Source organism: Pseudomonas sp. Kh14, from assembly GCF_900291005.1.
Classification (GTDB): domain Bacteria; phylum Pseudomonadota; class Gammaproteobacteria; order Pseudomonadales; family Pseudomonadaceae; genus Aquipseudomonas; species Aquipseudomonas alloputida.
Genome location: NZ_OLKJ01000037.1, coordinates 89513 through 116073, shown reverse-complemented (window position 1 = coordinate 116073; position 26561 = coordinate 89513). Strand labels below are relative to the sequence as shown.

22 protein-coding genes are annotated in these 26561 nt (G+C 62.3%); 12 read left to right on the top strand and 10 right to left on the bottom strand.

Features of this window, described 5'->3' with window-relative positions:
• The first annotated feature begins 188 nt into the window (after nucleotides 1–188).
• On the top strand, nucleotides 189–1886 hold the full coding sequence (gene fadD1, locus FQ668_RS21590) for a long-chain-fatty-acid--CoA ligase FadD1 (protein ID WP_014590057.1): 1698 nt from the start codon (nucleotides 189–191) through the stop codon (nucleotides 1884–1886).
• 286 nt (nucleotides 1887–2172) lie between these two features.
• Here fadD1 and FQ668_RS21585 read toward each other — a convergent pair whose 3' ends face one another.
• Nucleotides 2173–3480 carry an FAD-binding oxidoreductase gene (locus FQ668_RS21585; protein WP_014590058.1) on the bottom strand — a complete coding sequence of 436 codons (1308 nt, stop codon included), beginning with the start codon at nucleotides 3478–3480 and terminating at the stop codon, nucleotides 2173–2175.
• A 24-nt stretch (nucleotides 3481–3504) separates the two neighbouring features.
• The gene (locus FQ668_RS21580) at nucleotides 3505–4869 is read right to left on the bottom strand and encodes a glutamine synthetase family protein (RefSeq protein WP_003254618.1); all 1365 of its coding nucleotides are present in this window, start codon (nucleotides 4867–4869) and stop codon (nucleotides 3505–3507) included.
• Between the two features lie 571 nt (nucleotides 4870–5440).
• Here FQ668_RS21580 and hrpA point away from each other — a divergent pair.
• Nucleotides 5441–9346 (top strand): ATP-dependent RNA helicase HrpA, encoded by a 3906-nt coding sequence (hrpA, locus tag FQ668_RS21575; protein WP_014590059.1) that lies wholly within the window; start codon nucleotides 5441–5443, stop codon nucleotides 9344–9346.
• Nucleotides 9347–9520: 174 nt separating this feature from the next.
• Nucleotides 9521–10642: a beta-ketoacyl-ACP synthase III gene (locus FQ668_RS21570; RefSeq protein WP_019436964.1), complete on the top strand. Its 1122-nt coding sequence runs from the start codon at nucleotides 9521–9523 to the stop codon at nucleotides 10640–10642.
• A 196-nt stretch (nucleotides 10643–10838) separates the two neighbouring features.
• On the opposite strand, the gene FQ668_RS21565 is transcribed toward FQ668_RS21570, so the two are convergent.
• Nucleotides 10839–12083: a putative porin gene (locus tag FQ668_RS21565; protein ID WP_003254615.1), complete on the bottom strand. Its 1245-nt coding sequence runs from the start codon at nucleotides 12081–12083 to the stop codon at nucleotides 10839–10841.
• A 262-nt stretch (nucleotides 12084–12345) separates the two neighbouring features.
• Here FQ668_RS21565 and FQ668_RS21560 point away from each other — a divergent pair, with 262 nt between their 5' ends.
• Nucleotides 12346–13473: a GNAT family N-acetyltransferase gene (locus tag FQ668_RS21560; protein ID WP_019439126.1), complete on the top strand. Its 1128-nt coding sequence runs from the start codon at nucleotides 12346–12348 to the stop codon at nucleotides 13471–13473.
• 105 nt (nucleotides 13474–13578) lie between these two features.
• Here FQ668_RS21560 and FQ668_RS21555 read toward each other — a convergent pair whose 3' ends face one another.
• The 4 genes from FQ668_RS21555 to FQ668_RS21540 form a co-directional block, all read right to left on the bottom strand.
• A complete protein-coding gene (locus FQ668_RS21555; RefSeq protein WP_019439106.1) occupies nucleotides 13579–15411 on the bottom strand; it encodes an ABC transporter ATP-binding protein in 1833 nt (610 codons plus the stop codon).
• A gap of 64 nt (nucleotides 15412–15475) precedes the next feature.
• Complete coding sequence (locus tag FQ668_RS21550; protein ID WP_014590063.1) at nucleotides 15476–16033, bottom strand: peptidylprolyl isomerase A; 558 nt, start codon at nucleotides 16031–16033, stop codon at nucleotides 15476–15478.
• Nucleotides 16027–16839, bottom strand: coding sequence for an alpha/beta fold hydrolase (locus FQ668_RS21545; RefSeq protein ID WP_014590064.1), 813 nt, complete (start codon nucleotides 16837–16839; stop codon nucleotides 16027–16029). Before FQ668_RS21545 ends, FQ668_RS21550 begins: the two co-directional genes overlap by 7 nt.
• Nucleotides 16840–16852: 13 nt before the next feature.
• On the bottom strand, nucleotides 16853–17776 hold the full coding sequence (locus FQ668_RS21540; protein ID WP_003254610.1) for a LysR family transcriptional regulator: 924 nt from the start codon (nucleotides 17774–17776) through the stop codon (nucleotides 16853–16855).
• 48 nt (nucleotides 17777–17824) lie between these two features.
• On the opposite strand from FQ668_RS21540, the gene FQ668_RS21535 reads away from it, so the two are divergent.
• From FQ668_RS21535 to FQ668_RS21525, 3 genes are all read left to right on the top strand, one after another.
• A complete protein-coding gene (locus FQ668_RS21535; protein WP_012051530.1) occupies nucleotides 17825–18139 on the top strand; it encodes a hypothetical protein in 315 nt (104 codons plus the stop codon).
• A 111-nt stretch (nucleotides 18140–18250) separates the two neighbouring features.
• Nucleotides 18251–18850, top strand: coding sequence for an FMN-dependent NADH-azoreductase (locus FQ668_RS21530; protein WP_019439104.1), 600 nt, complete (start codon nucleotides 18251–18253; stop codon nucleotides 18848–18850).
• Between the two features lie 255 nt (nucleotides 18851–19105).
• On the top strand, nucleotides 19106–19981 hold the full coding sequence (locus FQ668_RS21525) for a carboxylate/amino acid/amine transporter (protein ID WP_003254607.1): 876 nt from the start codon (nucleotides 19106–19108) through the stop codon (nucleotides 19979–19981).
• Nucleotides 19982–20022: 41 nt separating this feature from the next.
• Here the strand turns inward: FQ668_RS21525 and FQ668_RS21520 are convergent, their stop codons facing one another.
• Complete coding sequence (locus FQ668_RS21520) at nucleotides 20023–21324, bottom strand: mechanosensitive ion channel family protein (RefSeq protein WP_014590066.1); 1302 nt, start codon at nucleotides 21322–21324, stop codon at nucleotides 20023–20025.
• 103 nt (nucleotides 21325–21427) lie between these two features.
• Here FQ668_RS21520 and FQ668_RS21515 point away from each other — a divergent pair, with 103 nt between their 5' ends.
• Complete coding sequence (locus FQ668_RS21515) at nucleotides 21428–22789, top strand: DEAD/DEAH box helicase (RefSeq protein WP_019437579.1); 1362 nt, start codon at nucleotides 21428–21430, stop codon at nucleotides 22787–22789.
• Nucleotides 22790–22860: 71 nt separating this feature from the next.
• Here the strand turns inward: FQ668_RS21515 and FQ668_RS21510 are convergent, their stop codons facing one another.
• A complete protein-coding gene (locus FQ668_RS21510; protein WP_019437580.1) occupies nucleotides 22861–23133 on the bottom strand; it encodes a hypothetical protein in 273 nt (90 codons plus the stop codon).
• Between the two features lie 215 nt (nucleotides 23134–23348).
• Between FQ668_RS21510 and FQ668_RS21505 the strand changes: the two genes are divergently transcribed.
• The 4 genes from FQ668_RS21505 (at nucleotide 23349) to FQ668_RS21490 (ending at nucleotide 25363) form a co-directional block, all read left to right on the top strand.
• Nucleotides 23349–23627 carry a BrnT family toxin gene (locus FQ668_RS21505; RefSeq protein ID WP_010955211.1) on the top strand — a complete coding sequence of 93 codons (279 nt, stop codon included), beginning with the start codon at nucleotides 23349–23351 and terminating at the stop codon, nucleotides 23625–23627.
• Nucleotides 23605–23859 (top strand): BrnA antitoxin family protein, encoded by a 255-nt coding sequence (locus FQ668_RS21500; RefSeq protein ID WP_004576871.1) that lies wholly within the window; start codon nucleotides 23605–23607, stop codon nucleotides 23857–23859. The genes FQ668_RS21505 and FQ668_RS21500 overlap by 23 nt, the downstream gene beginning before the upstream one ends.
• A 76-nt stretch (nucleotides 23860–23935) precedes the next feature.
• A complete protein-coding gene (locus FQ668_RS21495) occupies nucleotides 23936–24331 on the top strand; it encodes a hypothetical protein (protein ID WP_014590069.1) in 396 nt (131 codons plus the stop codon).
• A gap of 105 nt (nucleotides 24332–24436) precedes the next feature.
• A complete protein-coding gene (locus tag FQ668_RS21490; protein ID WP_014590070.1) occupies nucleotides 24437–25363 on the top strand; it encodes a DMT family transporter in 927 nt (308 codons plus the stop codon).
• Nucleotides 25364–25381: 18 nt separating this feature from the next.
• On the opposite strand, the gene FQ668_RS21485 is transcribed toward FQ668_RS21490, so the two are convergent.
• The gene (locus tag FQ668_RS21485; RefSeq protein ID WP_019437581.1) at nucleotides 25382–26554 is read right to left on the bottom strand and encodes an MFS transporter; all 1173 of its coding nucleotides are present in this window, start codon (nucleotides 26552–26554) and stop codon (nucleotides 25382–25384) included.
• Nucleotides 26555–26561 lie beyond the last annotated feature (7 nt).

Below are 26561 nucleotides of genomic sequence, written 5' to 3'. Positions count from 1 at the left end.
CTGTATTGTTCATTGAGTCATTTTTGTGACCGAGAGGCCTGTTTTGGCCTCTAGGCGACCCCAGACAAAGCTGTTACTCTCGGCCCGCTTCCAGATGATCCGGTTTGCAACGAACCGTCATCTCATATCAATAATAAGCGCATCGACGCGTGAATCGAACTTCGCTGTTGCTGAAGGAGTGGGCTTCCATGATCGAAAATTTTTGGAAGGATAAGTACCCAGCCGGGATTACGGCGGAAATCAATCCTGACGAATTCCCCAATATCCAGGCAGTACTCAAGCAATCCTGCCAACGCTTTGCCGACAAACCGGCCTTTAGCAACCTGGGCAAGACTATCACTTATGGCGAGTTGTATGCGTTGTCGGGGGCGTTTGCCGCCTGGCTGCAGCAGCATACCGACCTCAAGCCGGGTGACCGCATTGCCGTGCAACTGCCCAATGTCCTGCAATACCCGGTCGCGGTCTTCGGTGCCATGCGTGCCGGGCTGATCGTGGTCAACACCAACCCGCTGTACACCGCGCGGGAGATGGAACACCAGTTCAACGACTCGGGTGCCAAGGCCCTGGTGTGCCTGGCCAACATGGCCCACCTGGCCGAGAAAGTGGTGCCCAAAACCAAGGTCAGGCACGTTATCGTCACTGAAGTGGCCGACCTGCTGCCGCCACTCAAGCGCCTGCTGATCAACAGCGTGATCAAGTACGTGAAGAAGATGGTGCCGGCCTACAACCTGCCACAGGCCGTGCGTTTCAATGACGCCCTGGCGCTGGGCAAGGGCCAGCCAGTGACCGAAGCCAACCCGCAGGCCAACGACGTGGCGGTGCTGCAGTACACCGGCGGTACCACCGGTGTGGCCAAAGGCGCCATGCTGACCCACCGCAACCTGGTGGCCAACATGCTGCAGTGCCGGGCACTGATGGGCTCCAACCTGCACGAAGGCTGCGAAATCCTCATCACCCCGCTGCCGCTGTACCACATCTATGCGTTTACCTTCCATTGCATGGCGATGATGCTGATCGGCAACCACAACGTGCTGATCAGCAACCCGCGAGACTTGCCGGCGATGGTCAAGGAACTGGGCAAGTGGAAGTTCAGCGGCTTTGTGGGCCTCAACACCCTGTTCGTTGCCCTGTGCAATAACGAGGCGTTCCGAGCCCTGGATTTCTCGGCGCTGAAAATCACCCTGTCGGGCGGCATGGCCTTGCAGCTAAGCGTGGCCGAGCGCTGGAAGGCCGTTACCGGTTGCGCCATCTGCGAAGGCTACGGCATGACCGAAACCAGCCCGGTGGCGGCGGTGAACCCGTCGGAAGCGAACCAGGTGGGCACCATCGGTATTCCGGTGCCGTCGACCCTGTGCAAGGTCATCGACGATGCCGGCAATGAGCTGCCGCTTGGCGAAGTGGGCGAGCTGTGTGTCAAGGGCCCGCAGGTGATGAAGGGCTACTGGCAGCGTGAAGACGCCACGGCCGAGATTCTCGACAGCGAAGGCTGGCTGAAGACCGGTGACATCGCCGTGATCCAGGCGGACGGCTACATGCGCATCGTCGACCGCAAGAAAGACATGATCCTGGTCTCGGGCTTCAACGTGTACCCCAACGAGCTGGAAGACGTGTTGGCGGCCTTGCCGGGCGTGCTGCAGTGCGCAGCCATCGGTGTGCCGGACGAGAAGTCGGGTGAAGTGATCAAGGTCTTCATCGTGGTCAAGCCGGGCATGACCGTGACCAAGGAGCAGGTGATGGAGCACATGCGCGCCAACGTTACCGGCTACAAGGTACCGCGCCACATCGAGTTTCGCGATTCGCTGCCTACCACCAACGTGGGCAAGATCCTGCGCCGCGAACTGCGTGATGAAGAGCTCAAGAAGCAAGGCTTGAAGAAGATCGCCTGACCACAGGCCTGCACGCTCAGTGTGGGAGCGGCCTCGTGTCGCGAAAGGGCCGAGACGCGGCCCTGGGATTTCGGCGGTAATGCAACGATGGCTGGGGGCGCTATGCGCCCCTTTCGCGACATAAGGCCCCACAATAAGATGCGGCGCCGTCTTCAGACATTGTGAGCCCCTGTAGGCGCGGGTTTACCCGCGAATACGGTAGTGGCGAAAACGGTGAATGGCGGGTGGAGATCGGTCAGCAGGGCCGGCCCTTTCGCGGGTAAACCCGCTCCTACATCCGCGCAACTCAGCGCAGCTTCTCGAGCATCTGGTAATACCACATCCCCGCCGCCAGCAGCGGGTTCCCCAGCAAGTCTCCCATCGGCACCCGCACATGCTTGCACTGGGCGAAGGTGTCGAACTTCTCCAGCGTCCCGGTCAACGCTTCGGCCATGATCTCGCCCATGATGTGGCTGGTGGCAATGCCGTGCCCCGAGTAACCCTGGCAGTACCACACGTTGTCCGACAGCTTGCCCAGCTGCGGGATGCGGTTGACCACGATGCCCATGGCGCAGCTCCACTGGAACTCGATCGGCACCCCCTTCAATGCCGGGAAGGTGCGTTCGATGCAGGGGCGCAATTCGCCTTCGATGTCGCGTGAATCCTTGCCTGAGTAGTTGGCGCCGCCGCCGAACAGCAGGCGCTTGTCGGCCGTCAGGCGGTAGTAGTCGAGGACGAAGCGGCAGTCGTACACCGCCAGGTCCTGCGGGTTGATCTGCTCGGCCAGCTCACCCAGCGGCGCGGTGGTGACGATACCGCCCATGGCCGGGAAGATCTTGCCCTTGAGCTGGCGCTTTTCGAGCTTGTGATACACATCGCCGGCCAACATCACCTGGCGTGCCTCGACCCGGCCGTGGGCGGTAACCACCGCCGGGCGCGGGCCATGGACGATGTCCAGCACTTCGGAATTTTCGAATATCAGTGCACCCAGGCCATGCGCGGCACGGGCTTCCCCCAGGCACAGGTTGAGTGGGTGCAGGTGCAGGTTGCGCAGGTTCTTCAACGCACCCAGATAAAGCGGGCTTTGCAGATGCTCGGCCACTGCAGCGCGATCGAGCAGTTGCACCTGCTCGCCCATGCCGCGGCGCTGTGCTTCGGCCTCGAACGCACGCAGTTCGTTCATGTGCGAAGGCTTCATGGCTGCATGCAGATGGCCACGCTTGAGGTCGCAATCGATGCCATAGCGCGCCACGCGCTGTTCGATCACCTGGTGCCCGCGCCAGCGCAAGTGCCAGATGAAATCGTCCACTTCGGCGCCCAGGTGGTTGCGCATCTGCGAGCGCATGGCCTCGTCGCCCGACAGGCTGCCGGTGACCTGGCCGCCGTTGCGACCGCTGGCGCCCCAGCCGATACGGTTGGTTTCGACGATGGCGACCTTCAGGCCGCGCTCGGCCAGTTCAACCGCCGTGGCCACGCCCGTAAAGCCACCGCCGATGATCGCCACATCCACCTGCACGGTGCCTTTGAGTTGCGGGTACTCGCTGTGGTCGTTGAGGGTGGCGCTGTAATAGGACGGCGCGCGCTTTGCCGGGCCGTTGTTCAATGCTGCGTTCATGGGTGTTCCTTGTTTTGTAGGGGCTCAGGCCTGGTGCAGGTACCAGCGCCAGTCCTGTTCGCTGACTTCAGCCATGAACTGGCGGTACTCGGCGCGCTTGACCTTCAGGTACACGCCAAGGAAGTCTTCGCCCAATGCTTCACGGGCCCATTCGGAATGTTGCAGGGCGTCGAGTGTGGTCAGCCAGTCGGTGGGCAGGTGTTCGGTGGCCTGAGCGTAACCGTTGCCTTCAACGGGGGCACCTGGGTCAAGCTGTTCGCGGATGCCGCGGTGGCTGGCAGCAAGGATCGCCGCTGCAGCCAGGTAAGGGTTGGCATCTGCGCCACAGATGCGGTGCTCCACATGGCGACTGTTGGCAGGGCCTCCTGGCACACGCAGGCTCACGGTGCGGTTGTCCACGCCCCAGGTTGGCGCCAGGGGCGCATAGCTGTTGGCCTGGAAACGTCGGTACGAGTTGGCGTTGGGGCAGAACAGCAACAGCGAGTCGCGCAGGTGCCGCAGCATGCCGGCCACGGCCTGGCGCAGCAGCGGGGTACCGGCCTTGTCTTCGCTGGCGAACAGGTTGTTGCCGGCGCTGTCGGCCAGGCTCAGGTGCATGTGCATGCCGGTGCCGGCCAGTTGGGCAAATGGCTTGGCCATGAAGCAGGCCTGCATGCCGTGGGCATGGGCCACACCTTTTACCAGGCGCTTGTAGCGCACCGCCTGGTCCATCGCCTGCAGCGCATCGCCATGCTCCAGGGTGATTTCCACCTGGCCCGGGGCGTACTCGGAAATGGCCGTGCGCGCCGGGATGCCCTGGGCCTTGCAGGCAGCGTACAGGTCGGCGAGGAACGGTTCGATCTGCTCCAGTTCGCGCAGGCCATAGACCTGGGTGCTGCGTGGGCGACCGCCATCGTTGTCCAGTGCCGGTTGTGGGCGGCCCTGGGCATCACGCTGCTGGTCAAGCAGGTAGAACTCCAGCTCGCAGGCCATCACCGGGTGGTAACCATCGGCCTTCAACGCTTCGATGGTGCGCAGCAGCACATGGCGTGGGTCAGCGATGCTGGCCGGCAGCCCCTCGCTGGGGTGCATGCTCACCTGCACTGCAGCGGTTGGCACCCGTCGCCAGGGCAGCCGCACCAGGCTGCCGTCAAGCGGGTAGGCACGGCAGTCGATATCGCCTACGTCCCACACCAGGCCGGAGTTTTCCACGTCGTCGCCATTGAGGGTCAAGCCAAGGATGGTGCTGGGCAGTGGCCGGCCTGTCTGGTACACGGCCAGCAGTTCCTCGCGGTGCAACAGCTTGCCGCGTGGCACACCGTTGGCGTCGAGGATGAACAGTTCGAACAGCTCGATATCGGGGTTGTCGGCCAGAAAACGGGTAGCCTGCTCTACAGGGGCAAAGTGCATGATCAATTCGCTCATAGGCGCGCAGGGCCACCGCGCAAGCAGGCGGCCCAGTTGAGTCAAACGGCCAGACGGTGGCCGGGTTTGGTCACAATGGCGTGAGCGAGGTGTCCGGTGGGCGCGCGTGACGGCAGTGCCACAAGGCCCAGAAGGCAAGGATGATGTGGACCAGCGGATTTTCCCCGGCACGGCTCCGGGCCTTCGGCAGCGAAGGGCGGGACGACGGTGGGGCGATGGGCTGGGCGGGAGTCATGCCTTTGATACTCACATGCGGCGTAAGGTTGATTAAAGCAGTGAATGGCAACCTTTACATCGCACTTGGCTAAACATTCGTGTTGAAAGCATCACGGTCAATGTGGAGTGGCCTTGCGTCGCGAAAGGGCCGCGTAGCGGACCCCGGCCATCAGCGACCACTCAGAAATTGCTGGGGCCGCTTTGCGGCCCTATCGCGACACAAGGCCGCTCCCACAGTGAGCGTGCAAGCAGCAGAGAATCCGCAAATCTGCGACAATCGCCCGACTTTCCGAATGCCGATCATGAAAAAGCAGGCTCACCTGCATCATTAAAAAGCCCCATGACTGACCACGCCATCGACAAACTGCTGCAAAACCTCGACCACGCCATGATTGCCGACCGCCATCGCCTGCGCCGGCAACTGCACGAACTGCGCAAGCGCCCCGACGAGGCGAAGCTGGCGCAGTGGGTGGAGAAGGTCCAGGCCTCCTGCGCCCAGGTCACCGCGCGTCAGCAGAGCGTGCCGACCGTACGCTACGACGACAACCTGCCCATCGCCGCCAAGCGTGACGAAATCAAGAAGGCCTTGGCCGAAAACCAGGTGTTGGTGATCGCCGGCGAGACCGGCTCTGGCAAGACGACCCAGTTGCCGAAAATCTGCCTGGAACTTGGCCGTGGCAGCCATGGGTTGATCGCCCATACCCAGCCACGCAGGATCGCAGCGCGTAGCGTGGCCGCGCGAGTCGCCGAAGAGCTGGGCACGCCCTTGGGCGCGCTGGTCGGCTACCAGGTGCGTTTCGAAGACCAGAGCGATTCCAATACCTTGGTCAAGCTGATGACCGACGGCATCCTCCTGGCCGAAACCCAGCATGACCGCTTCCTTGAACGCTACGACACGATCATCGTCGACGAAGCGCACGAGCGCAGCCTGAACATCGACTTTCTGCTCGGCTACCTGAAAACGTTGCTGCATCGTCGACCGGACCTGAAGCTGATCATCACCTCGGCCACCATCGACCTGGAGCGCTTCTCCAGGCACTTCGACGGTGCGCCGATCATCGAGGTGTCCGGGCGCACCTTCCCGGTGGACACCTGGTACCGCCCGCTGACCAGCGAACAGGACGAAGAGGGCAACCAGATCGAGGACGACCTCACCGTCGATCAGGCCATCCTTGCCACCCTCGACGAGCTGGCGCAGCACGAGCGTAGCGAGGGCAAGGGGCCGGGCGATGTGCTGATCTTCCTGCCGGGCGAGCGGGAAATCCGTGATGCCGCCGAGATCCTGCGCAAGGCGCAACTGCGCCATACCGAGATTTTGCCGCTGTACGCGCGCCTGTCGCCGGCTGAGCAGCAGCGTATCTTCCAACCGCACACCGGGCGCCGCGTGGTGCTGGCCACCAACGTCGCCGAAACCTCGCTGACCGTGCCTGGCATCCGCTATGTGATTGACACCGGTACTGCGCGCATCAGCCGCTACAGCTACCGCGCCAAGGTCCAGCGCCTGCCGATCGAGGCGGTGTCACAGGCCAGTGCCAACCAGCGTAAAGGCCGTTGCGGCCGGGTCGAGCCGGGCATTTGCGTGCGTCTCTACAGCGAAGAGGACTTCAACAGCCGGCCAGCGTTTACCGACCCGGAGATTCTGCGCACCAACCTGGCGGCGGTGATCCTGCAGATGTTGCACCTGCGCCTGGGCGCAATCGATGCCTTCCCGTTCATCGAGCCGCCGGATGGCAAAGCCATCAGCGACGGCTTCAACCTGTTGCAGGAGCTTTCGGCGGTTAACCGCGAGAACCAGCTGACGCCAATTGGCCGCCAGCTGGCGCGCTTGCCGATCGACCCGCGGCTGGGCCGCATGCTGCTTGAAGGCGCGCGCCTGGGCAGCCTGCAGGAAGTGCTGATCGTCACCAGTGCGCTGTCGGTGCAGGACCCGCGTGAACGCCCTCCAGAACGCCAGCAGGCCGCCGATCAGGCGCACGCACAGTGGAAGGACGTGGACTCGGACTTCGCTGCGTTGGTCAACCTGTGGCGCGGCTTCGAGGAACAACGTCAGGCGCTGACTGCCAACCCGCTGCGCAACTGGTGCCGCAAGCAGTTCCTGAACTACTTGCGGCTGCGCGAGTGGCGCGATGCTCATCGTCAGTTGGCGCTGATTTGCCGTGACCTGCAGCTGACGGTGAACAAGGAACCGACCGATTACCAGAAGATGCACAAGGCAATCCTCAGCGGGCTGCTCAGCCAGATTGGCCAGAAGACCGAAGAGGGCGACTACCAGGGCGCCCGCCAGCGGCGTTTCTGGGTGCATCCATCGTCGGGCCTGGGGCGCAAGCGCCCGCAGTGGGTCATGGCTGCCGAGCTGGTCGAAACCACCAAGCTGTATGCGCGCATGGTGGCCAAGATCGAGCCGGACTGGATCGAGCCGCTGGCCGGCCACCTGATCAAGAAAAACCATTTCGAGCCGCACTGGGAGAAGAAGCGCGGGCAGGTGGTGGCCTACGAGCAGATCACGCTCTACGGGCTGATCCTGGTCGGCCGTCGGCCGGTGCACTACGGCCCGATCGACCCGGCGACCTCGCGCGAGCTGTTTATCCGTGAAGGCCTGGTGGGTGGCGAAATCCAGTCGCGGGCCAAGTGCCTGGCGGCCAACAAACGCCTGCTTGAAGAGCTGGACGAGCTGGAAGCCAAGGCTCGCCGGCGTGACATTCTGGCTGACGAAGAAACGCTGTACGCTTTCTACGAAGCGCGCCTGCCGGCGGAAATCCACCAGACGGCGACCTTCGACAGTTGGTACCGCATGGGCAGCCAGAAGGACGCCAACCTGCTGATCATGCGCGAGGAGGACGTGCTGGCCCGCGAGGCCAGCGAAGTGACCGCCGCACAGTACCCCGACAGTATGCAGGTGGGCGATTTGCGCCTGCCGCTGAGCTACCACTTCGAGCCCGGCCACCCCCGCGATGGTGTGACGGTGCGGGTGCCGGCGCCGCTGTTGCCGAGCCTGCCGGGCGAGCGCCTGGAGTGGCTGGTGCCGGGCCTGCTGGAGGCCAAGTGCGTGGCGCTGGTGCGCAACCTGCCCAAGGCCCTGCGCAAGAACTTTGTCCCGGTGCCAGACTTCGTCAAGGCTTCGCTGGCGCGCATGACCTTCGGCCAAGGGGCGCTGCCACAGGCCCTGGGCCAGGAACTGCTGCGCATGACCGGTGCACGTGTGTCGGACGAGGCCTGGGACGAGTCGGTCAACCAGGTCGAGGGCCACCTGCGCATGAACATCGAAGTGGTCGATGGCCAGGGCAAGTTCCTTGGCGAAGGCCGCGACCTGGCGGAGCTGACCGCGCGCTTTGCTGCCGCCAGCCAGGCTGCCCTGGCCGTGCCACGTGACGCCAAGGGTGAGCAGCCGGTGCAGGCCAAGGCCTTCAGCGAAGTGAAGCAGACCGCCCAGCAGAAGATCGCCGGCCTGTCGATGACCGTGTACCCGGCACTGGTGGAAGACAACGGCACTGTGCGTGAAGGGCGCTTCTCGACCCAGGCCGAAGCCGAGTTTCAGCACCGCCGCGCCTTGCAACGGCTGTTGCTGCAGCAACTGGCCGAGCCGGCCAAGTTCCTGCGCGGCAAGCTGCCGGGGCTGACCGAGCTGGGCCTGCTGTACCGTGAAATGGGGCGGGTCGAGGCGCTGGTCGAAGACATTCTGCTGGCCAGCCTGGACAGTTGCATCCTTGAAGGCGAACAACCGTTGCCACGTGATGGCGCGGCCTTGGCCGCGCTGGCTGAACGCAAGCGCGGCAGCTGGGCCGAGCATGCCGAGCGCCTGGCAAGGCAGACCCTGGAAGTGCTGAAGCTGTGGCATGGTCTGCAGAAACGCTTCAAGGGCAAGATCGACCTGAGCCAAGCGGTGGCACTGAACGACATCAAGCAGCAGCTAGGCAACCTGGTGTACCCGGGCTTCGTACGCGAAACGCCTGGGGTGTGGTTCAAGGAGTTGCCGCGTTATCTCAAGGCGGTTGAATTGCGCCTCGAAAAACTCGGCTCGCAAGTACAGAAGGACCGGGTGTGGAGCGGCGAATTGGCCAACCTGTGGGCGCAGTACAAGGCCCGTGCCGACAAGCATGCCCAGGAAGGCAAGCGCGATGAGCAACTGACTGTGTACCGCTGGTGGCTGGAAGAATATCGCGTATCGCTGTTTGCCCAGCAGTTGGGGACCAAGGTGCCGATTTCTGACAAGCGATTGAGCAAACAATGGAGTCAGGTGGAAGGCTAACCTCCATTATTTGTGGCAAACTTTGGGGCGTTTGGGGCCGCTTTGCGGCCCTTGGCGGATAAGCCCGCCGCGCAGGGGTAAACGTATGCCCCTGAATTGGCACTAAAGTGCCATTAACCTGTCATGTTTCCAGCCAGCGCCCTGTGGCGATGGCCTTTGACCAGAGGAACGACCGTGCATAACGTCGTGATCAGCGGCACCGGCCTGTACACCCCGGCCCAGAGCATTTCCAACGAAGAGCTGGTGGCTTCCTTCAACGCCTGGTCGCAGCAGTTCAACCAGGACAACGCTGCCGCCATCGAGCGCGGTGAAGTCGAGGCGGCGCCGCTCTCCGACGCGGCGTTTATCGAAAAGGCCTCGGGCATCAAGAGCCGCTTTGTCATGGACAAGGCCGGTATCCTCGACCCGCAGCGCATGAAGCCGCGCCTGCCCGAGCGCAGCAACGATGAACCGTCGGTGCTGTGTGAAATGGCCGTGGCCGCTGCCCGCCAGGCCCTGGAGCGCGCAGGCCGAACGGCGGCCGATGTCGACGGGGTGATCGTCGCCTGCTCCAACTTGCAGCGCCCTTACCCGGCCATCGCCATCGAAGTGCAACAGGCACTGGGTGTCCAGGGCTTTGCCTTCGACATGAACGTGGCCTGCTCGTCGGCCACCTTCGGTATCCAGACCGCCGCCAACAGCGTAGCGCTGGGCCAGGCGCGGGCGGTGCTGATGGTCAACCCCGAAGTGTGCACCGGCCACCTCAACTTCCGTGACCGCGACAGCCATTTCATTTTTGGCGATGCCGCCACCGCCGTGTTGCTGGAGCGTGCCGACCAGGCCACTTCGGCGCACCAGTTCGACATCGTCAGCAGCAAGCTCTGGACTGAGTTCTCCAACAACATCCGCAACAACTTCGGCTTCCTCAACCGTGCGGCGGAAGAGGGTGAAGGCGCTGCGGACAAGCTGTTCATCCAGGAAGGCCGCAAGGTGTTCCGCGAGGTGTGCCCGAAGGTGGCCGAGCTGATCGGTGAGCACCTGCAGGAGAACGGGTTGCAACCGGGCGACGTGAAGCGCTTCTGGCTGCACCAGGCCAACCTCAGCATGAACCAGCTGATCGTCAAGAAACTGTTGGGGCATGAAGTGGCCGAGGAAGAGGCACCGGTGATTCTGGACCGTTACGCCAATACCAGCTCGGCGGGGTCGGTGATTGCCTTCCACCTGTACCAGGATGACCTGGCCAAGGGCTCGTTGGGCGTGTTGAGCTCGTTTGGTGCGGGGTATTCGATTGGTAGTGTGATTCTGCGCAAGCGCTGATTCATCAGGCGCCTGTTACGGCCTCTTCGCGGGCTTGCCCGCTCCCACAGGTACAGCACAGTTCTCAAGGTCTGTGGTGATTCTGGGAGCGGGCAAGCCCGCGAAGGGGCCGGCGCATTTCACACAGGCAAAAAAGCGGGAAACGCCGGATGGGGTCGGCGTTTCCCGCTTCAGGTGAAGCAGAGCAGGGTGTCGCTTAGAACTTGGCTTCCAGATCTACCTGCAGGGTGTCGACGTCAGCATTGCTGTTCGGCAACTGCGACAGGTCGGTCTTGGCCATCAGGTAGGCAGCACCCAGGGAGAAGTTCTTGTCGATTTCGTAACCGACCTTGAACTTGTGACCACGCGAACCGGTGTAGCCGTTGCCGAAGTCCGAATCGGTGAACAGGCTGACCACCGCGTTACGCTGCACATCGCGGTAGTTGTAGTCCAGGCTCCAGGCACCCATTTTGGTTTTCAGGCCAGCCAGCCAGGCCTGATCTTCGCCGTCGGTGCTGTCGGTGTTCTTAACGTACTGGCCATAGGCCGACAACGGAATGGCCAAGCCAGTGAAGTCGATCTGGCCAAAGCCTTCCACCAGATTGAACTCGTTGGTGGTGTTGCCGAACGACTGCAGGATGGCTGCTTCCTTGTCGTTGTCGTAACCATAGATGCTGGCACCCACGGTGAGCTTGAGCACGTCGGCCGGCGCGAACTTGGCACCCAATTGGCCGTGGTAGACCTGTGCATCGTGCTTGTACTGGACGCCGTCACCATCGACGTTGTCCTTCAAGGTGTACTGACCGGCGCTGGCAAACACTTCGGCCCCGCCCAGGTCAGCCTTGTAAGTGGCCGCCACACCTTCCGGGTTGATGTCGCTATCCCAGATGATGTCGCCCATGCTCACCCAAGGCTGTTGCATCTTGCCGCCAATCAGGTGCAGGTTTGGGACTGCAGTCGGGTGCCAGTCGAGGTAGGCCAGGTCGACCCACAGCGACTTCTTGTCGAAGTAGTTGTCGAAGCTCTGGTTGGTCGAACGTCGGTCAGCGCTGCTGCCAGTGGCGATACGGACCCCAGCGTCGACCTGCGGGTTGATCTCGCTGTAGAAACCGACACGGGCACGTACTCGCTGGCGGTCCTGGTTGCCGCTGCTGCTGTTCGGATCGTCGACGTTGACGTCTTCGTAACGCAGGCGCACGTCACCCTTGATCTGGGTCTTGGCGGCCCATGCCACTTTTTGTTCAAAGGAGCTCATGCGTTCGGACTGAGCTTTCTGGTCGGCCTTTTCCTTGGTTTCTTTTGCCAGGTCGCCCTGCAGTTCGTTGTACTGCGCCTGATTGATCGAGCCATTGGCGCGGAGCATTTCGAGCAGCTTGGCGTCGACAGCAGCACTGGCCGGGGCACTCAGGGCCAGCATCATGCCGGTGAGGCTTACTCCGGTAAGTGTGGAAACAAGACGCATAAGGTTCTCCCTACTGAAAAAAATGGGGGAGGCTCAAGCGCCTGCCCCTGCGTTGGCATGTCTTCGGAAAGGGCCTGAATAGACAGGTTCTAGGGTTCCGGAAAACAGGCGCAAGTATTGCGGGGGCCAATGACAGATTAATGTCTGATTAGTGGCACTGTTGTTAAGTAATTGAGTATTGAAGGACCCACCCGGCGTTCGTCATTTGAGCGACGGGCCTTCCTTGGGGATACTGACGGTCTTCAGACAGCGAGCCGAAAACGTGACCAGCCTGTACAGCCTTGCCCACCTGCGTGATCTTTCGACGGCCACCTGGGATGCCCTTGTGCCAGCCGGCCAACCCTTCCTGCGCCATGCTTTTCTCAGTGCAATGGAGGACAGCGGCAGCGTGGCGCGCAACACTGGCTGGGCCGCCGAGCACCTGGTGCTGGAGCGTGACGGACAGGTACGAGCGCTGTTGCCCGCGTACCGCAAGTGGCACTCGTTTGGCGAGTATGTGTTCGATCATGGTTGGGCCGATGCTTGTGAGCGGGCTGGTATCGCCTACTACCCAAAACTGCTTGGCGCTGTGCCGTTCAGTCCGGTCAGCGGCCCACGGCTGCTGGCGGCCGATCCGGCTGACGGTTTGTTGATGCTGCAGGCCCTGCCGGAGTATTTGGGCAAGGGTGGGCTTTCCGGAGCGCACATCAACTTCACCGACCCGGCGCTGGACGCGCAGTTGGCGGGCCTGCCTGGGTGGATGGAACGCCTGGGTTGCCAGTTTCACTGGCAAAACCGGGGGTATCGCGACTTCCAGGACTTTCTCGACAGCCTCAGCTCGCGCAAGCGCAAGCAGATGCGCAAGGAGCGCGAGCAGGTGGCGGGGCAGGGTATCGACTTCCGCTGGTACCGCGGTGATGAACTGGACGAGGCACAGTGGGATTTCGTCTTTCTGTGCTATGCCAACACCTATGCGGTGCGCCGTCGTGCCCCTTACCTGACGCGCGATTTTTTCAGTCTGCTGGCCGAGCGCATGCCCGAGGCGGTGCGCGTGGTAATGGCTCGCCAGGGTGGTCGAGATGTGGCCATGGCCTTGAGCCTGGTGGGGGGCGACAGCCTGTTTGGCCGCTACTGGGGCTGCCTGGATGAGTTCGACCGGCTGCATTTCGAGACGTGTTTCTACCAGGGCATGGACTTTGCCATTGCCGAGGGTTACCAGCGTTTCGATGCCGGGGCACAGGGCGAGCACAAATTGATACGCGGGTTTGAGCCGGTGTTGACGCGGTCGTGGCATTACCTGCTGCACCCGGGGTTGCGGCGGGCGGTGGAGGATTTTCTGCTGCAGGAACGGGAAGGGGTCAAGGGGTATGCCGAGGAGGCGCGGGGGATGTTGCCCTACCGCCGGGACTGAGAGATCTGTGTTGCCTGTGCTGGCCTTTTCGCGGGTAAACCCGCTCCTACACAGGTTCGCTATCGTTGTAGGAGCAGGTTTACCCGCGAAAAGGCCGCGCAGGTGTCAATCGACCCCGACAAAACCTCCGGTCTGGTGGTGCCACAACCGGGCATACAGCCCTTGCTGCTCCAGCAACTCACTGTGGCTGCCACTTTCGACAATTCGTCCCTTGTCCAGCACCACCAGCCGGTCCATACGGGCAATGGTGGAAAGCCGGTGGGCAATGGCGATTACCGTCTTGCCCTGCATCAGCGTCTCCAGGCTTTCCTGGATCGCCGCTTCCACTTCCGAATCCAGCGCCGAGGTGGCCTCGTCCATGATCAGGATTGGCGCGTTCTTCAGCAGCACCCGTGCAATGGCGATACGCTGACGCTGGCCACCCGACAGCTTGACCCCGCGTTCGCCCACATGGGCATCGAAACCGGTGCGGCCCTGGGCATCCGAAAGCTGAGGGATGAACTCGTCAGCCCGCGCGCGGCGCACAGCTTCGTGCAGTTCTGCATCGCTGGCACCGGGGCGGCCGTACAGCAGGTTTTCGCGAATCGAACGGTGCAGCAGCGACGTATCCTGGGTGATCATGCCGATCTGTGCACGCAGGCTGGCCTGGCTCACCTTGGCAATGTCCTGGCCGTCGATGAGGATGCGCCCACCCTGCACGTCGTACAGGCGCAACAGCAGGTTGACCAGGGTCGACTTGCCTGCCCCGGACGGGCCAATCAAACCGATTTTCTCGCCCGGGCGGATGTCCAGGTTGAGCCCTTCTATGACATTGGTGGCCTTGCCGTAATGGAAGTCGACGTCATCGAAACGCACCGCGCCGCGGCTGACCTTCAGGGCCGGCGCATTGGGCAGGTCGGTGACGGTGACCGGCTGGGCGATGGTCTGCAGGCCGTCCTGCACCATGCCGATGTTCTCGAAGATGCCGTTGACCACCCACATGATCCAGCCCGACATGTTGACGATGCGGATCACCAGGCCAGTGGCCAGGGCGATGGCACCCACGGTGATCAGCGATTGGCTCCACAGCCACAGGGCAAGGCCGGTGGTGGCGACCACCAGCAGGCCATTGAGTGTGGTGATGACCACGTCCATGCTGGTGATCACCCGGGAGGCCAGCTGGGTTTTCTCGGTCTGCTCGCGGATTGCCTCACGCGCGTACTGCTGTTCGTAGTCGGTGTGGGCAAACAGCTTCAGCGTTGCGATGTTGGTGTAGCCGTCGACGATACGCCCCATCAGCTTGGAACGTGCGTCCGAAGACACTACCGAGCGCTCCTTGACCCGTGGCACGAAGTAGAACAGTGCGGCAATGTAGCTGACGATCCACGCCAGCAGCGGCAGCATCAGGCGCCAGTCGGCCTCGGCGAACAGCACCAGCGAGGTGATGGCGTAGATCAGCACATGCCATAACGCGTCCACCGCCTGCACGGCGGAATCGCGCAGCGAGTTGCCGGTCTGCATGATGCGCTGGGCAATACGCCCGGCGAAGTCGCTCTGAAAGAAGTTCAGGCTCTGCTTGAGCACATAGGTATGGTTTTGCCAGCGGATCAGGCTGGTCATGCCGGGGTTGATGGTCTGGTGCACCAGCAGATCGTGCAGGCCGAAGAACAATGGCCGCAGCAGCAGAATTACAACCAGCATCCAGATCAGCTCGCCGCTGTGCTGGCTGAAGAAATTGGCATTGGGCGTACCCTGGGCCAGGTCGATGATCCGGCTGAGGTAGCTGAACATCGCCACCTCGATCAGCGAGGCGACCAGGCCGACCACCAGCAGCGCAAGAAAACTGGGCCATACCTGGCGCAGGTAGTACAGGTAGAACGGCCACACGGTCGTCGGCGGCGATTCACTGGGGGCTTCGCGAAAGATGTCGATCAGTTGTTCGAAACGGCGGTACAGCATGGGTGGTGACACTCCTGTTCCATCCGGCCCTCAGGCGGTTTCACATCCTTGTGAAAGCCTGCGGTCAGTCGATGCGTTTGGCCGACTTGATGTACACCGGGTCGCTCGGCACATCACGCATGCCTTTCTTGACGGTGGTCGGCGAGTTGACGATCTGGTCGACCACTTCCATGCCCTTGGTCACTTTGCCGAACACGGCATAACCGGCGTCGCGGCCCGGGTTGAGGAAGTCGTTGTCGGCGACGTTGATGAAGAACTGGCTGGTGGCCGAGTTCGGGTTGGACGTGCGTGCCATCGACAGGGTGCCGCGGGTGTTCTGCAGGCCGTTGCTGGCCTCGTTCTTGATCGGGGCCTTGGTATCTTTTTGCACCATCTGGTCAGTGAACCCACCGCCCTGGACCATGAACCCCGGGATCACGCGGTGGAAGATGGTGTTGTTGTAGAAGCCGCTGTCCACGTACTCCAGGAAGTTCTTGGTACTGAGCGGTGCCTTCTCGGCGTTCAGCTCGATTTCGACCTGGCCGAAGCTGGTGTCCAGCAGGACGTGCGGGGTCTTGTCGGAAGCCATGACACTGGTGGCGAAGGCGACCGAGCAGGCGGTGAGCAGGAGTTTTTTCAGCATGGGCTCAAAGATCCTTGAGAGGTGGAAGCGGCTGCGAGGAACTGCAGCAGGGTCTGGTTGAAGACCTCGGGTTGATCGAGGGGGGTAGCGTGCCGGGAATCGTCGACGACGACCAGCCTGGCGTTGGGTATGAGGGCGACATAGCGCTGTTTCAGTTGTATCGGCGTGTAATCGTGGTCGGCGGCGATCACCAGGGTAGGACAGTGAATCTGCCCGATGCGTTCCTGCACGCCCCAGTCGACGATGGCGTCGAAGCTCTTGAGATAGGCGCGTTTGTCGTTGCGCGCCCAGCGCTGGGCCATCTTCTGCCGCAGGTCTGCTTGTTGTGGTTTGGGGAACAGCCGCTCGGCCAGCCCCTTGCCGACGGTTTCGACACTGAGCACGCGCGCCAGGCTCCAGCGTTTGAACCACCATAGCCAGTCACTGCGGGTGCGACGCTTGACCTCGGGGGCGCTGTTGACGATGCACAGGCTGCGCAACCATTGTGGGTGGTCGACGGCAAACTGGAAGCCGACCATGCCGCCCATGGACAGGCCGACGAAATGCACCGGGCCTGTGTGCAAGTGTTCGAGCAGGGCCAGCAGGTCGGCACTGAAGGTGGCGATCTGGTAACCGTCAGCGGGTTTGTCGGAGCGACCGTGGCCGCGGATGTCCATGAGTATCACCCGGTAGTGGCCGCTGAGCACCGGCACCTGCAACTCCCAGTCCTGGCAACTGGAGCCCAGGCCGTGCAGCAGCACCAAGGGTTCGCCCTGGCCATATTCCTCGTAATGCAGCGTGCATCCTTCGTGTTCGAAATAGGCCATGGGCGCGGTCCTCTCAGGCTTGTGGGGGGGCTGCGAAGGGCACGTCCAGTGGCGCGGTGTCGAAATTGCGCAGCAGGTCGATGAGAATCTGCGTGGCCGGGCCCAGGGTCTTCTCTTTGCTCGAATAAAGGTAGAACAGTGGGTGGCGGCTGCCACCCTGATCCAGCGGCAATGGCTTGAGCACGCCCTCGCGCAGCTCGCGCTCGATCATGTGACGGGGCAGCCAGGCAAAACCCAGGCCGCTGCTGACGAAAGTGGCGGCGGTGCCCAGGCTGCCGACGGTCCAGCGCTGCTCGGCGCCCAGCCAGCCCACGTCGCGCGGTTGGGCGCGCCCGGAGTCACGAATCACAACCTGCAGCTGGCTTTCCAGGTCCTGGAAGGTCAGTTCGCGTCCCAGGCGGTGCAGGCTGTGTTCGGGGTGGGCGACGGCGATGAACTCCACTGCGCTCAACTCGGCGCCCAGGTAGCCGCCGATGCTGTAGCTGCTGATGGCCAGGTCGGCGATGCCTTCGTGCATCACTTCCTCCACGCCAGACAGCACTTCTTCACGCAGGCGCACCCGACAGCCGCGGCTTTGTGGCATGAACGCAGCCAGCGCGCGTACCAGACGGGCGCTGGGGTAGGCGGCATCGACCACCAGGCGCACCTCGGCTTCCCAGCCCTGTTCCATGTGGTGGGCCAGGTCTTCGAGCTGGCTGGCCTGCTTGACCAGGTGGCGCGAGCGGCGCAGCAGCACATTGCCGGCCTCGGTCAGCACCGCCTTGCGGCCATCGATGCGCAACAGCGGGACGCCCAGCTGCTCCTGCATGCGGGCCACGGTGTAGCTGACCGATGACTGCGAGCGGTGCAAGGCCTCGGCGGCCTGGGCAAACCCGCCGTGATCGACCACTGCTTGCAGGGTTCGCCACTGGTCAAGGGTTACGCGCGGCGCTTTCATCTTTCGCTCCTGTTGTCCTAAGCTGCGCTCTTTCAAGGAGAGCGGCCCATGAAGAAATGTTGTGCGGCAATACTGATGTGCCTGCCCCTCGGGGCCATGGCTTATCCCATCGATGTGGAGAAGGAGCTGACCGGGGTCAAGCTCGACTACACCGCCTATGACACGGCCTATGACATTGGCGCCATCACCCTCAACAACTATGGGCAGGTCCCGGCGGCGTGCAAGGTGACCTTCCGCAATGGCCCAGAGGCACCACGGGTGCGCCGGGTGAACGTACCGGCGGGTAAAAGCGTCGATGTCACCGCGAAATTCAATCGGCAAATCATCAAACTGCGGATCGCCTTGAACTGCAGTGCAGAATAAACTGATTAATCGATAGATTGGACCCACTTTTTACGCTTTTTTATCGATAGGTCAAGCCTTAATCTCACCTCCATCGAATCGCACCCTTTTTTCCCGATGGAGGCACCCCCCATGTCCCGCGTACTGATCATCGAAAGCAGCGCCCGCCAGCAGGATTCCGTTTCCCGTCAGCTGACCAAGGACTTCATTCAGCAATGGCAGGCCGCTCACCCGGCCGATCAGATCACTGTGCGCGACCTGGCAGTAAGCCCGGTTCCCCACCTGGACGCGAACCTGCTGGGTGGCTGGATGAAGCCCGAAGAACAGCGCAGCGCCGCCGAACTGGAGGCCCTGACCCGTTCCAACGAACTGACGGATGAGTTGTTGGCTGCCGACGTGCTGGTGATGGCTGCGCCCATGTACAACTTCACCATCCCCAGCACCCTGAAGGCCTGGCTGGACCATGTGCTGCGTGCCGGCATCACCTTCAAATACACCCCGACCGGCCCGCAAGGCCTGCTGACCGGCAAGCGCGCCATTGTCCTGACTGCCCGCGGCGGCATCCATGCGGGTGCCAGCAGTGACCACCAGGAACCGTACCTGCGCCAGGTGATGGCTTTCATCGGCATCCACGATGTCGACTTCATCCATGCCGAAGGCCTGAACATGAGCGGCGAGTTCCACGAGAAGGGCGTCAACCAAGCCAAGGCCAAGTTGGCGGCGGTGGCCTGAGGCATCACGAATTCCCAACCCTGACACCTGTTTTTGCTCCTTTGGGTGTACCTGCCCGGCTTGTATGGCCGGGTTTTTTTATGCCTGGGGTTTTTTGGTGGTCAGTGCCGGCCTATTCGCTCGCCGGAAGATATACAGGTCCCTGTGGGAGCGGGCGTGCCCGCGAAGAGGCCGGTACAGCCCCTACATTCCTCATGGTTGAACTCATTCGCCGCAACCCGCTAAGGTCGCCGCCTTGATTCACGAGAGGCAACCATGGGCTACCTGATAATCGTCGCGCTGATCCAGGCGTTTTCCTTCAGCCTGATCGGCGAGTACCTGGCCGGGCACGTCGACAGCTATTTCGCAGTGCTCGCCAGGGTGCTGCTGGCCGGCCTGGTGTTCCTGCCGCTGACCCGCTGGCGCCAGGTCGAGCCACGCTTCATGCGTTCCATGCTGCTGATTGGCGCCTTGCAGTACGGCATCACCTACGTCTGCCTGTACCTGAGTTTCCGCGTGCTTACCGTACCGGAGGTGCTGCTGTTCACGATCCTCACGCCGCTACACGTGACCTTGATCGAAGATGCCCTGAACCGGCGCTTCAACGCTTGGGCGCTAGTGGCCGCGCTGGTCGCCGTGGCCGGTGCTGCCGTGATCCGCTTCGACAGCATCAGCGGCGAGTTCTTCATCGGCTTCCTGCTGCTGCAACTGGCTAACTTTACCTACGCCGCTGGCCAGGTGCTGTACCGTCACCTCGTCGCTCGCCATCCCAGCGACCTGCCACACTACGCGCGCTTTGGGTACTTTTACCTCGGCGCGTTGCTGGTGGTGCTGCCGGCTTTCTTGCTGTTCGGCAACACTCAGCACCTGCCGAGCACTGACGTGCAATGGCTGGTGCTGTTGTTCCTGGGGCTGTGTCCGACGGCGCTGGGGCTGTACTGGTGGAACAAAGGTGCATGCCTGGTTTCTGGCGGTACGCTGGCGGTGATGAACAACCTGCATGTGCCGGTGGGGCTGCTGCTGAACCTGTTGATCTGGAACCAGCACGAGCCGCTAGGGCGGCTGTTCATCGGCGGGGGGATCATCCTGGCGTCGGTGTGGCTGAGCCGCCTGGGTGGTCGCGCGCAAGCACCGCTGGCCGGCAAGGCCTGACGCGCCCTTTGATCCGGGGCTGCTAGGCAGCCCCGGCAATCTCAGGCCTCGTTCATCTCTTCAAGGCGACGCGGCATCGGCTCTGCCGCCGTGCGCCCCGCCAACCCCACGCGCATGTCATTGCCACTCGGCTGCTGATACAGGCTCAAGCCGAACTCCGGCAATACCGCCAGCAGGTAGTCGAAGATATCTCCCTGGATCCGTTCGTAATCCGCCCACACCGTGGTGGTGGTGAAGCAGTAGATCTCCAGCGGCACGCCTTCGGCGGTGGTCTGCATCTGCCGCACCATACAGGTCATGTTCGGGTGAATATTGGGGTGGTTCTTCAGGTAAGCCAGGGCGAACGCGCGGAAGGTGCCGATGTTGGTCAGCTTGCGGCGGTTGGCCGAAAGGTCCGCCACTGGCCCCAGCGCCTCGTTCCAGTTTTGCAGTTCCTGGCGCTTGCCCGCCAGGTAGTCACTCAGTAGCTGCACCTGGCTCAGGCGCTGTTCTTCTTCGCGGGTGAGGAAGCGCACGCCGGCGGCGTCGATGAACAGGCTGCGCTTGATGCGCCGGCCACCGGACTGCTGCATGCCGCGGTAATTGCGGAATGACTCGCTCATCAGGCGCCAGGTGGGGATGGAGACGATGGTCTTGTCGAAGTTCTGCACTTTAACCGTGTGCAAGGTGATGTCCACCACGTCGCCATCGGCGCCTACCTGCGGCATTTCGATCCAGTCACCCACATGCAGCATGTCGTTGCTGGTCAACTGCACGCTGGCGACGAACGACAGCAGGGTGTCCTTGTACACCAACAGCAGCACCGCCGACATCGCACCCAGGCCGGACAGCAGCAACAGCGGCGAGCGGTCGATCAGGGTAGCGACGATGACGATCGAGGCGAAGATCCACAGCATCATCTTGGCCAGTTGCACGTAGCCCTTGATCGAGCGGGTGCGGGCATGTTCGGTACGGGCATAGATGTCGAGCAGGGCATCCAGCAGGCATGACAGCGCCATGGTCATGAACAGCAGGGTAAAGGCCAGGGCGACATTGCCGAGGAAGTGCTGGGCGGTGTCGGACAGCTCAGGCACCAGCTTCAGGCCGAATTGCAGCACCAGGGACGGGGTTGTTTGCGCCAGGCGGTGGAACACCTTGTTGTGGCGCAGGTCGTCCAGCCACTTCAGCGCAGGCTGGCGGGCCAGCAGGCGCGCGCCGTGCAGTATCAGGAAGCGCGCCAGGCGGCCGACTACCAGGGAGATGAGCAGCAGTACCGCCAGACCGATGGCGGCGTGCAGCATGGGATGTTGGTCGAGGGTGCCCCACAGGTCGAGGGAGTCACGCCAGATTCGTTGGATATCCATGGGCTTGCGTACAGTCTTGTTGCGAAACGAAGCCGTATTAGAGCGCGGATAGCGACAAAGTTGCCAAAAGAAATTCGGCTAAGGCTGCAGAAAACGTTACCCTATGCAACTGAATTTCCCGCACTTGTCTGAGGTTACCTCCGTGTTCTCCCAATTCGCCCTGCATGAACGCCTGCTTAAAGCCGTGGCCGAGCTTAAATTTGTTGAGCCAACCCCGGTGCAGGCCGCGGCCATCCCCTTGGCCCTGCAAGGGCGTGATCTGCGTGTGACTGCGCAGACCGGCAGCGGCAAGACCGCGGCGTTCGTCCTGCCGCTGCTCAACCGCCTGGTCGACCTGAAAGGCGGGCGCGTCGAGATCCGCTCGCTGATCCTGCTGCCGACCCGCGAGCTGGCCCAGCAGACCCTCAAGCAAGTGCAGCTGTTCTCGCAGTTCACCTACGTCAAGGCGGGCCTGGTCACCGGCGGTGAAGACTTCAAGGAACAGGCCGCCATGCTGCGCAAGGTGCCTGACGTGCTGATCGGCACCCCGGGTCGCCTGCTCGAGCAGCTCAATGCCGGCAACCTCGACCTGTCCCACGTGCAGGTCCTGATCCTGGACGAAGCCGACCGCATGCTCGACATGGGCTTTGCCGAAGACATGGAGCGCCTGTGCAAAGAGTGCGAAAACCGCGAGCAGACCTTGCTGTTCTCGGCTACCACCGGTGGCGCGGCCCTGCGCGACATCATCGGCAAGGTGCTGAAAGACCCTGAACACCTGATGCTCAACAGTGTCTCGCAACTGGCTGAAGGCACTCGCCAGCAGATCATTACCGCCGACCACGACCAGCATAAAGAGCAGATCGCGCAGTGGTTGCTGGCCAACGAAACCTTCGACAAGGCGATCATCTTCACCAACACCCGCGCCATGGCCGACCGCATCTACGGTCACCTGGTGGCCAAGGACGTGAAGGCTTTCGTGCTGCATGGCGAAAAGGACCAGAAGGACCGCAAGCTGGCCATCGAGCGCTTCAAGCAGGGCAGCTCCAAAGTGCTGGTGGCGACCGACGTGGCAGCCCGTGGCCTGGATATCGACGGCCTGGACCTGGTGATCAACTTCGACATGCCACGTAGCGGTGACGAGTACGTACACCGTGTGGGCCGTACCGGCCGTGCCGGTGGCGAAGGCCTGGCGATCTCGTTGATCACCCACAACGACTGGAACCTGATGTCGAGCATCGAGCGCTACCTCAAGCAGCAGTTCGAGCGCCGGGTCATCAAGGAAGTGAAGGGCACCTACAACGGGCCGAAGAAGGTCAAGGCCTCGGGCAAGGCGGCCGGTAGCAAGAAGAAAAAGGTCGAGAAGAAGACTGGTGACAAGAAAGCCGCAGCCAAGCGCAAGCCTACTGCCAAGCCGAAGGCCAACGCGCCTTTGGCCAGCGCTGACGGCCTGGCGCCGCTGAAGAAGCGCAAGCCTGCTGCTGAATAAAACTCACGGCAGCCCTTTGCAGAAGCGACACAAGCTCGCTTCTGCAAAGGGCGTGCGCAGGCGACGAACAGTCACTCCACCTTTTTCTCTGCCTGCTTCAACTCCTTGATCCGCTGGTCTATCAGCTGACACTTGTCGGGCAAGTCTTTGCTCGCCGTCCCCAGATCCATTCCCTGAAGCTCATCATTGATCTCCTTGGCCTTTTGCGGGTTCTGCTCGGTCAACTGAGTAACCAGCCCGGCCAGCTCCTCACGTTTCTGCGTTGCTTCTTCAGGTGTGCAGGCCCAAGCGGGCAGGGCGCAGACCAGGGCAGTGGCACAGGCTATGGGCAGTAGCGGTTTCATCCTTCCAACCTCCGGCGGTGGTGATGCCCGGTGGAGGGCTGTGGGTGCAGGGAAGTTCAGGGCTTGCGACCGATGGAAGATTTCTTTGGTGGTGGTAGTCCGTTTCTGAAACGCTCCCGTATCCCTCCAGCGCCGTTGAGCAGCACGCTACATCGCTCTAGTCTCGAAGGAAAAGAGGGGGTATTGTATGTACAGCTGTAAATACAGGTCGTCCCATGTTCTTTGAATGGGACGAAGGGAAAAACCAGAGCAATATCCGCAAGCACGGCATCGACTTTGCCGACGTTCCTGACATGTTCAACCATCCCATGTTGATCCGGCGTGATGAGGATGTGGAATGTGCTGAAGAACGTTGGGTCAGCCTAGGATGGCTAAAGGCGCTGATAGGTGTCGTCGTGTACACGGAGAGGCGGGGTGAGGTGATACGCATCATTTCTGCAAGAAAAGCCACCAAACGGGAGGCCAGGTACTATGACCAAATCATCGAGAACTGACTGGAGCCGCCTGGCCCGACAGGACGACAAGGATATCGACACATCAGATATCCCTGAACTGGACCAGGACTTTTTCCGCCAGGCCGAGCTGCGCGTTCCCGCCAAGCAGACGGTGACCATTCGACTGGACTCAGATGTCCTCGCCTGGTTCAAGGAGCAGGGCAGCGGCTACCAGACCCGCATCAATCAGTTGCTGCGCCAGTACATGCAAGCGCAACAACGCCAGCGCTAAGCGCTTTGGAACGCTTGGCAACCTTGGCAGGTCCCAACCTGTGTACCCCTTTCGTCCACAGCAGGAGCCCGTAGCCATGAGCATCGCCTACGACTGGGACCTGATCGAACGCTTGCTGCACGAAGTGCAGAACGGCGCCGGTCACAGCTTCACGCCCCGCCCCTATGCCGAGCAGCATGCTGCTGCACTGGCCGCCAAGGGTGAGCCGGTGGGTGACGTGGATCACCTGAAAACCCGTGCATGCGAGTATGAAAAGCTGCTATTTGAGCGCGGATTCATTGAATGCCGGCCTGAAGAGGACGGCGGCAATGGCGAAAACTTCGTCCTGACCGAACGCGGCTCGCGCTTGATGAGCCTGATCGACAGCAGCATCCCCGGCTTCGAGCACCCGCGCCAGGTGCTGGATGAGCAGGAGGATGCGCTGGACGAAACGACGTTCGAACGGGTATCTGCGAAGGCACAGATTGCTTGAGGTCGTTTTAAGGCTGGCAAGTGCAGCATTCAAAACCCGATAATCGGTAGCCTCTGAACGCTGCCGAGCCTTGCCCATGCCTACGATCACCCCAGAGGCCCGCTTATGAGCGCGGTCCGCAAGAACCCTGACGCCTTTGCCTTCCAGGTAATGCTGGGCCTTTGCCTGATCTGGGGCTGCCAGCAGGTACTGATCAAGACCGCCGCCGTCGATATCGCGCCGGTGATGCAGGCAGCACTGCGCAATGGCATTGCCGCTGTGCTGGTAGCCCTGATGCTGTGCTGGCGGGGTGGCTGGGAGCAGGTCGGCAGCACTTGGCGCGCAGGGCTGGTGGCGGGCGGGCTGTTCGGGGTGGAGTTTCTGTTCATTGCCGAAGGGCTGAAACTGACCTCGGCGGCGCACATGTCGGTATTCCTCTATACCGCGCCGGTATTTACCGCCTTGGGCCTGCATTTTCGGCTACCCAGTGAACGCTTGCGGCTGCTGCAGTGGCTGGGCATTCTGCTGGCCTTCGGCGGCATTGCCATGGCCTTTGCCGGTGGCACTTCGTTCGAGCACATGGACGGCCGCACCTTGCTGGGTGATGCCTTTGGCGTGATCGCCGGGCTGGCCTGGGGCGCGACCACGGTGGTGGTGCGCTGCTCGCGGTTGTCGGAGGCGCCAGCGACCTTGACCCTGTTCTATCAGCTGGCGGTCGGTTTTGCCGGGCTGTTGCTGATCGCCCTGCTCAGCGGGCAGATCGGCGCGGTGTCGCTGACGCCGCTGGCGATGGGCAGTGTATTGTTCCAGGGGATTGTGGTGTCGTTCATCAGCTACCTCACTTGGTTCTGGTTGCTGCGCAAATACCTGGCGTCGAACCTCGCGGTGTTTTCCTTCATTACCCCATTGTTTGGGGTGACTTTTGGCGTTTTGCTGCTGGATGAGCCGCTCAGTGCGAATTTCGTGGTGGGGGCGTTGATGGTGTTGTTGGGTGTGATCCTGGTCAGTGCCGAGCCTTGGGTGAAACAACAATTGCGGCGGTTGGTAGGGTGATGTGTTGCCTGTACCTGCTCAGGATGCAACCTTGGCCTGACAGGCGCTTCCTTGTTGTGCATCACCCGGCAACTGGACCAACCCGCCAGCCACCACCAACCCGCCCGCCGCCAGCATCAATGCCGGTTGCAGCCCACCGCTGTAGTGGCTGCTGAGCGCCGCCAACAGCGGCCCACTCAACTGCCCCAAGGCAAAGCATGCGGTCAGCAGCCCGGCATTGCGCTGTGTGGCCTGTGGCGCCAACTCGCGCGAGCGTTGCATGACCAGTTGCATGCAGGCCAGGAACGGCCCGCCACACAGCGCGACACCCAGCGCCAGCCCGATACCCCCACCCATCAGGCAGGCCACCACACCCAGCCCTTGCAACCACAGGGTGGCGGTCAACCAGGTTGACGTGCGGCCACCACGGCGCACGCTCACCAGCAACACGCCCAGCGCCGCCGCAAGGCCAAACGCCGGCCAGAACAGGTCCGCCAGCCACTGTCCGCGAAACTGCTGATTGGCCATCTGTGACAGAAAGGTGGCCGGCAGGATGTAGCCCATGCCATACAGGCCATACACCAACCCCAGGCGGCCAGTGCCGACATTGCGCGTCGGGCCTTGCCGTACTGGCGACTGAGTCGGTGCCGCTTGCAATGCCCGTGGCAACCACGGCCGCACGGCCAGCAGCATCACCAGCGCAGCCATGGCATAGATCAGCCACAGGGCTGCCGAGCCAAGCCCCAGCACATGCGCAACCAGTGCCAGTAGCCCGGTCACGGCGATACCGAGGCCGGGCCCGGCGAATACCAGCGCTCCCAGGCGTTGGCGGTTGTGCGCAGTGGCTACTTGCTGGCTGAGGCTGGTGATCATCACCAGCACCCAGGCGCTGGCTACGCCTGTGCCAAAGCGCAGCAGCAGGTGCCCCCAGAAGCCGTTGGCAGCCCAGGAGGCCAGGGTCAGCAGCACACACAGCCACAGCCCCCCATGCAGGCGCAGCCGTACCTGGCCTGGCGAGCGGGCGAACATGGCGTCCACCGCACCCACGAAATAGCCCAGGTAATTGGCCGCCGCGACCAGCCCGGCGACTGTCAGGTCGAACTGGCCTTCGGCAATCAGTTGCGGCAGTTGCGGGGTGAGGGCGAAACGGCCGATGCCCATGGCCATCATCAGCGCCACGGCGCTGGCGAGCAGTTGAATGAGTGGCGACATGACAGGT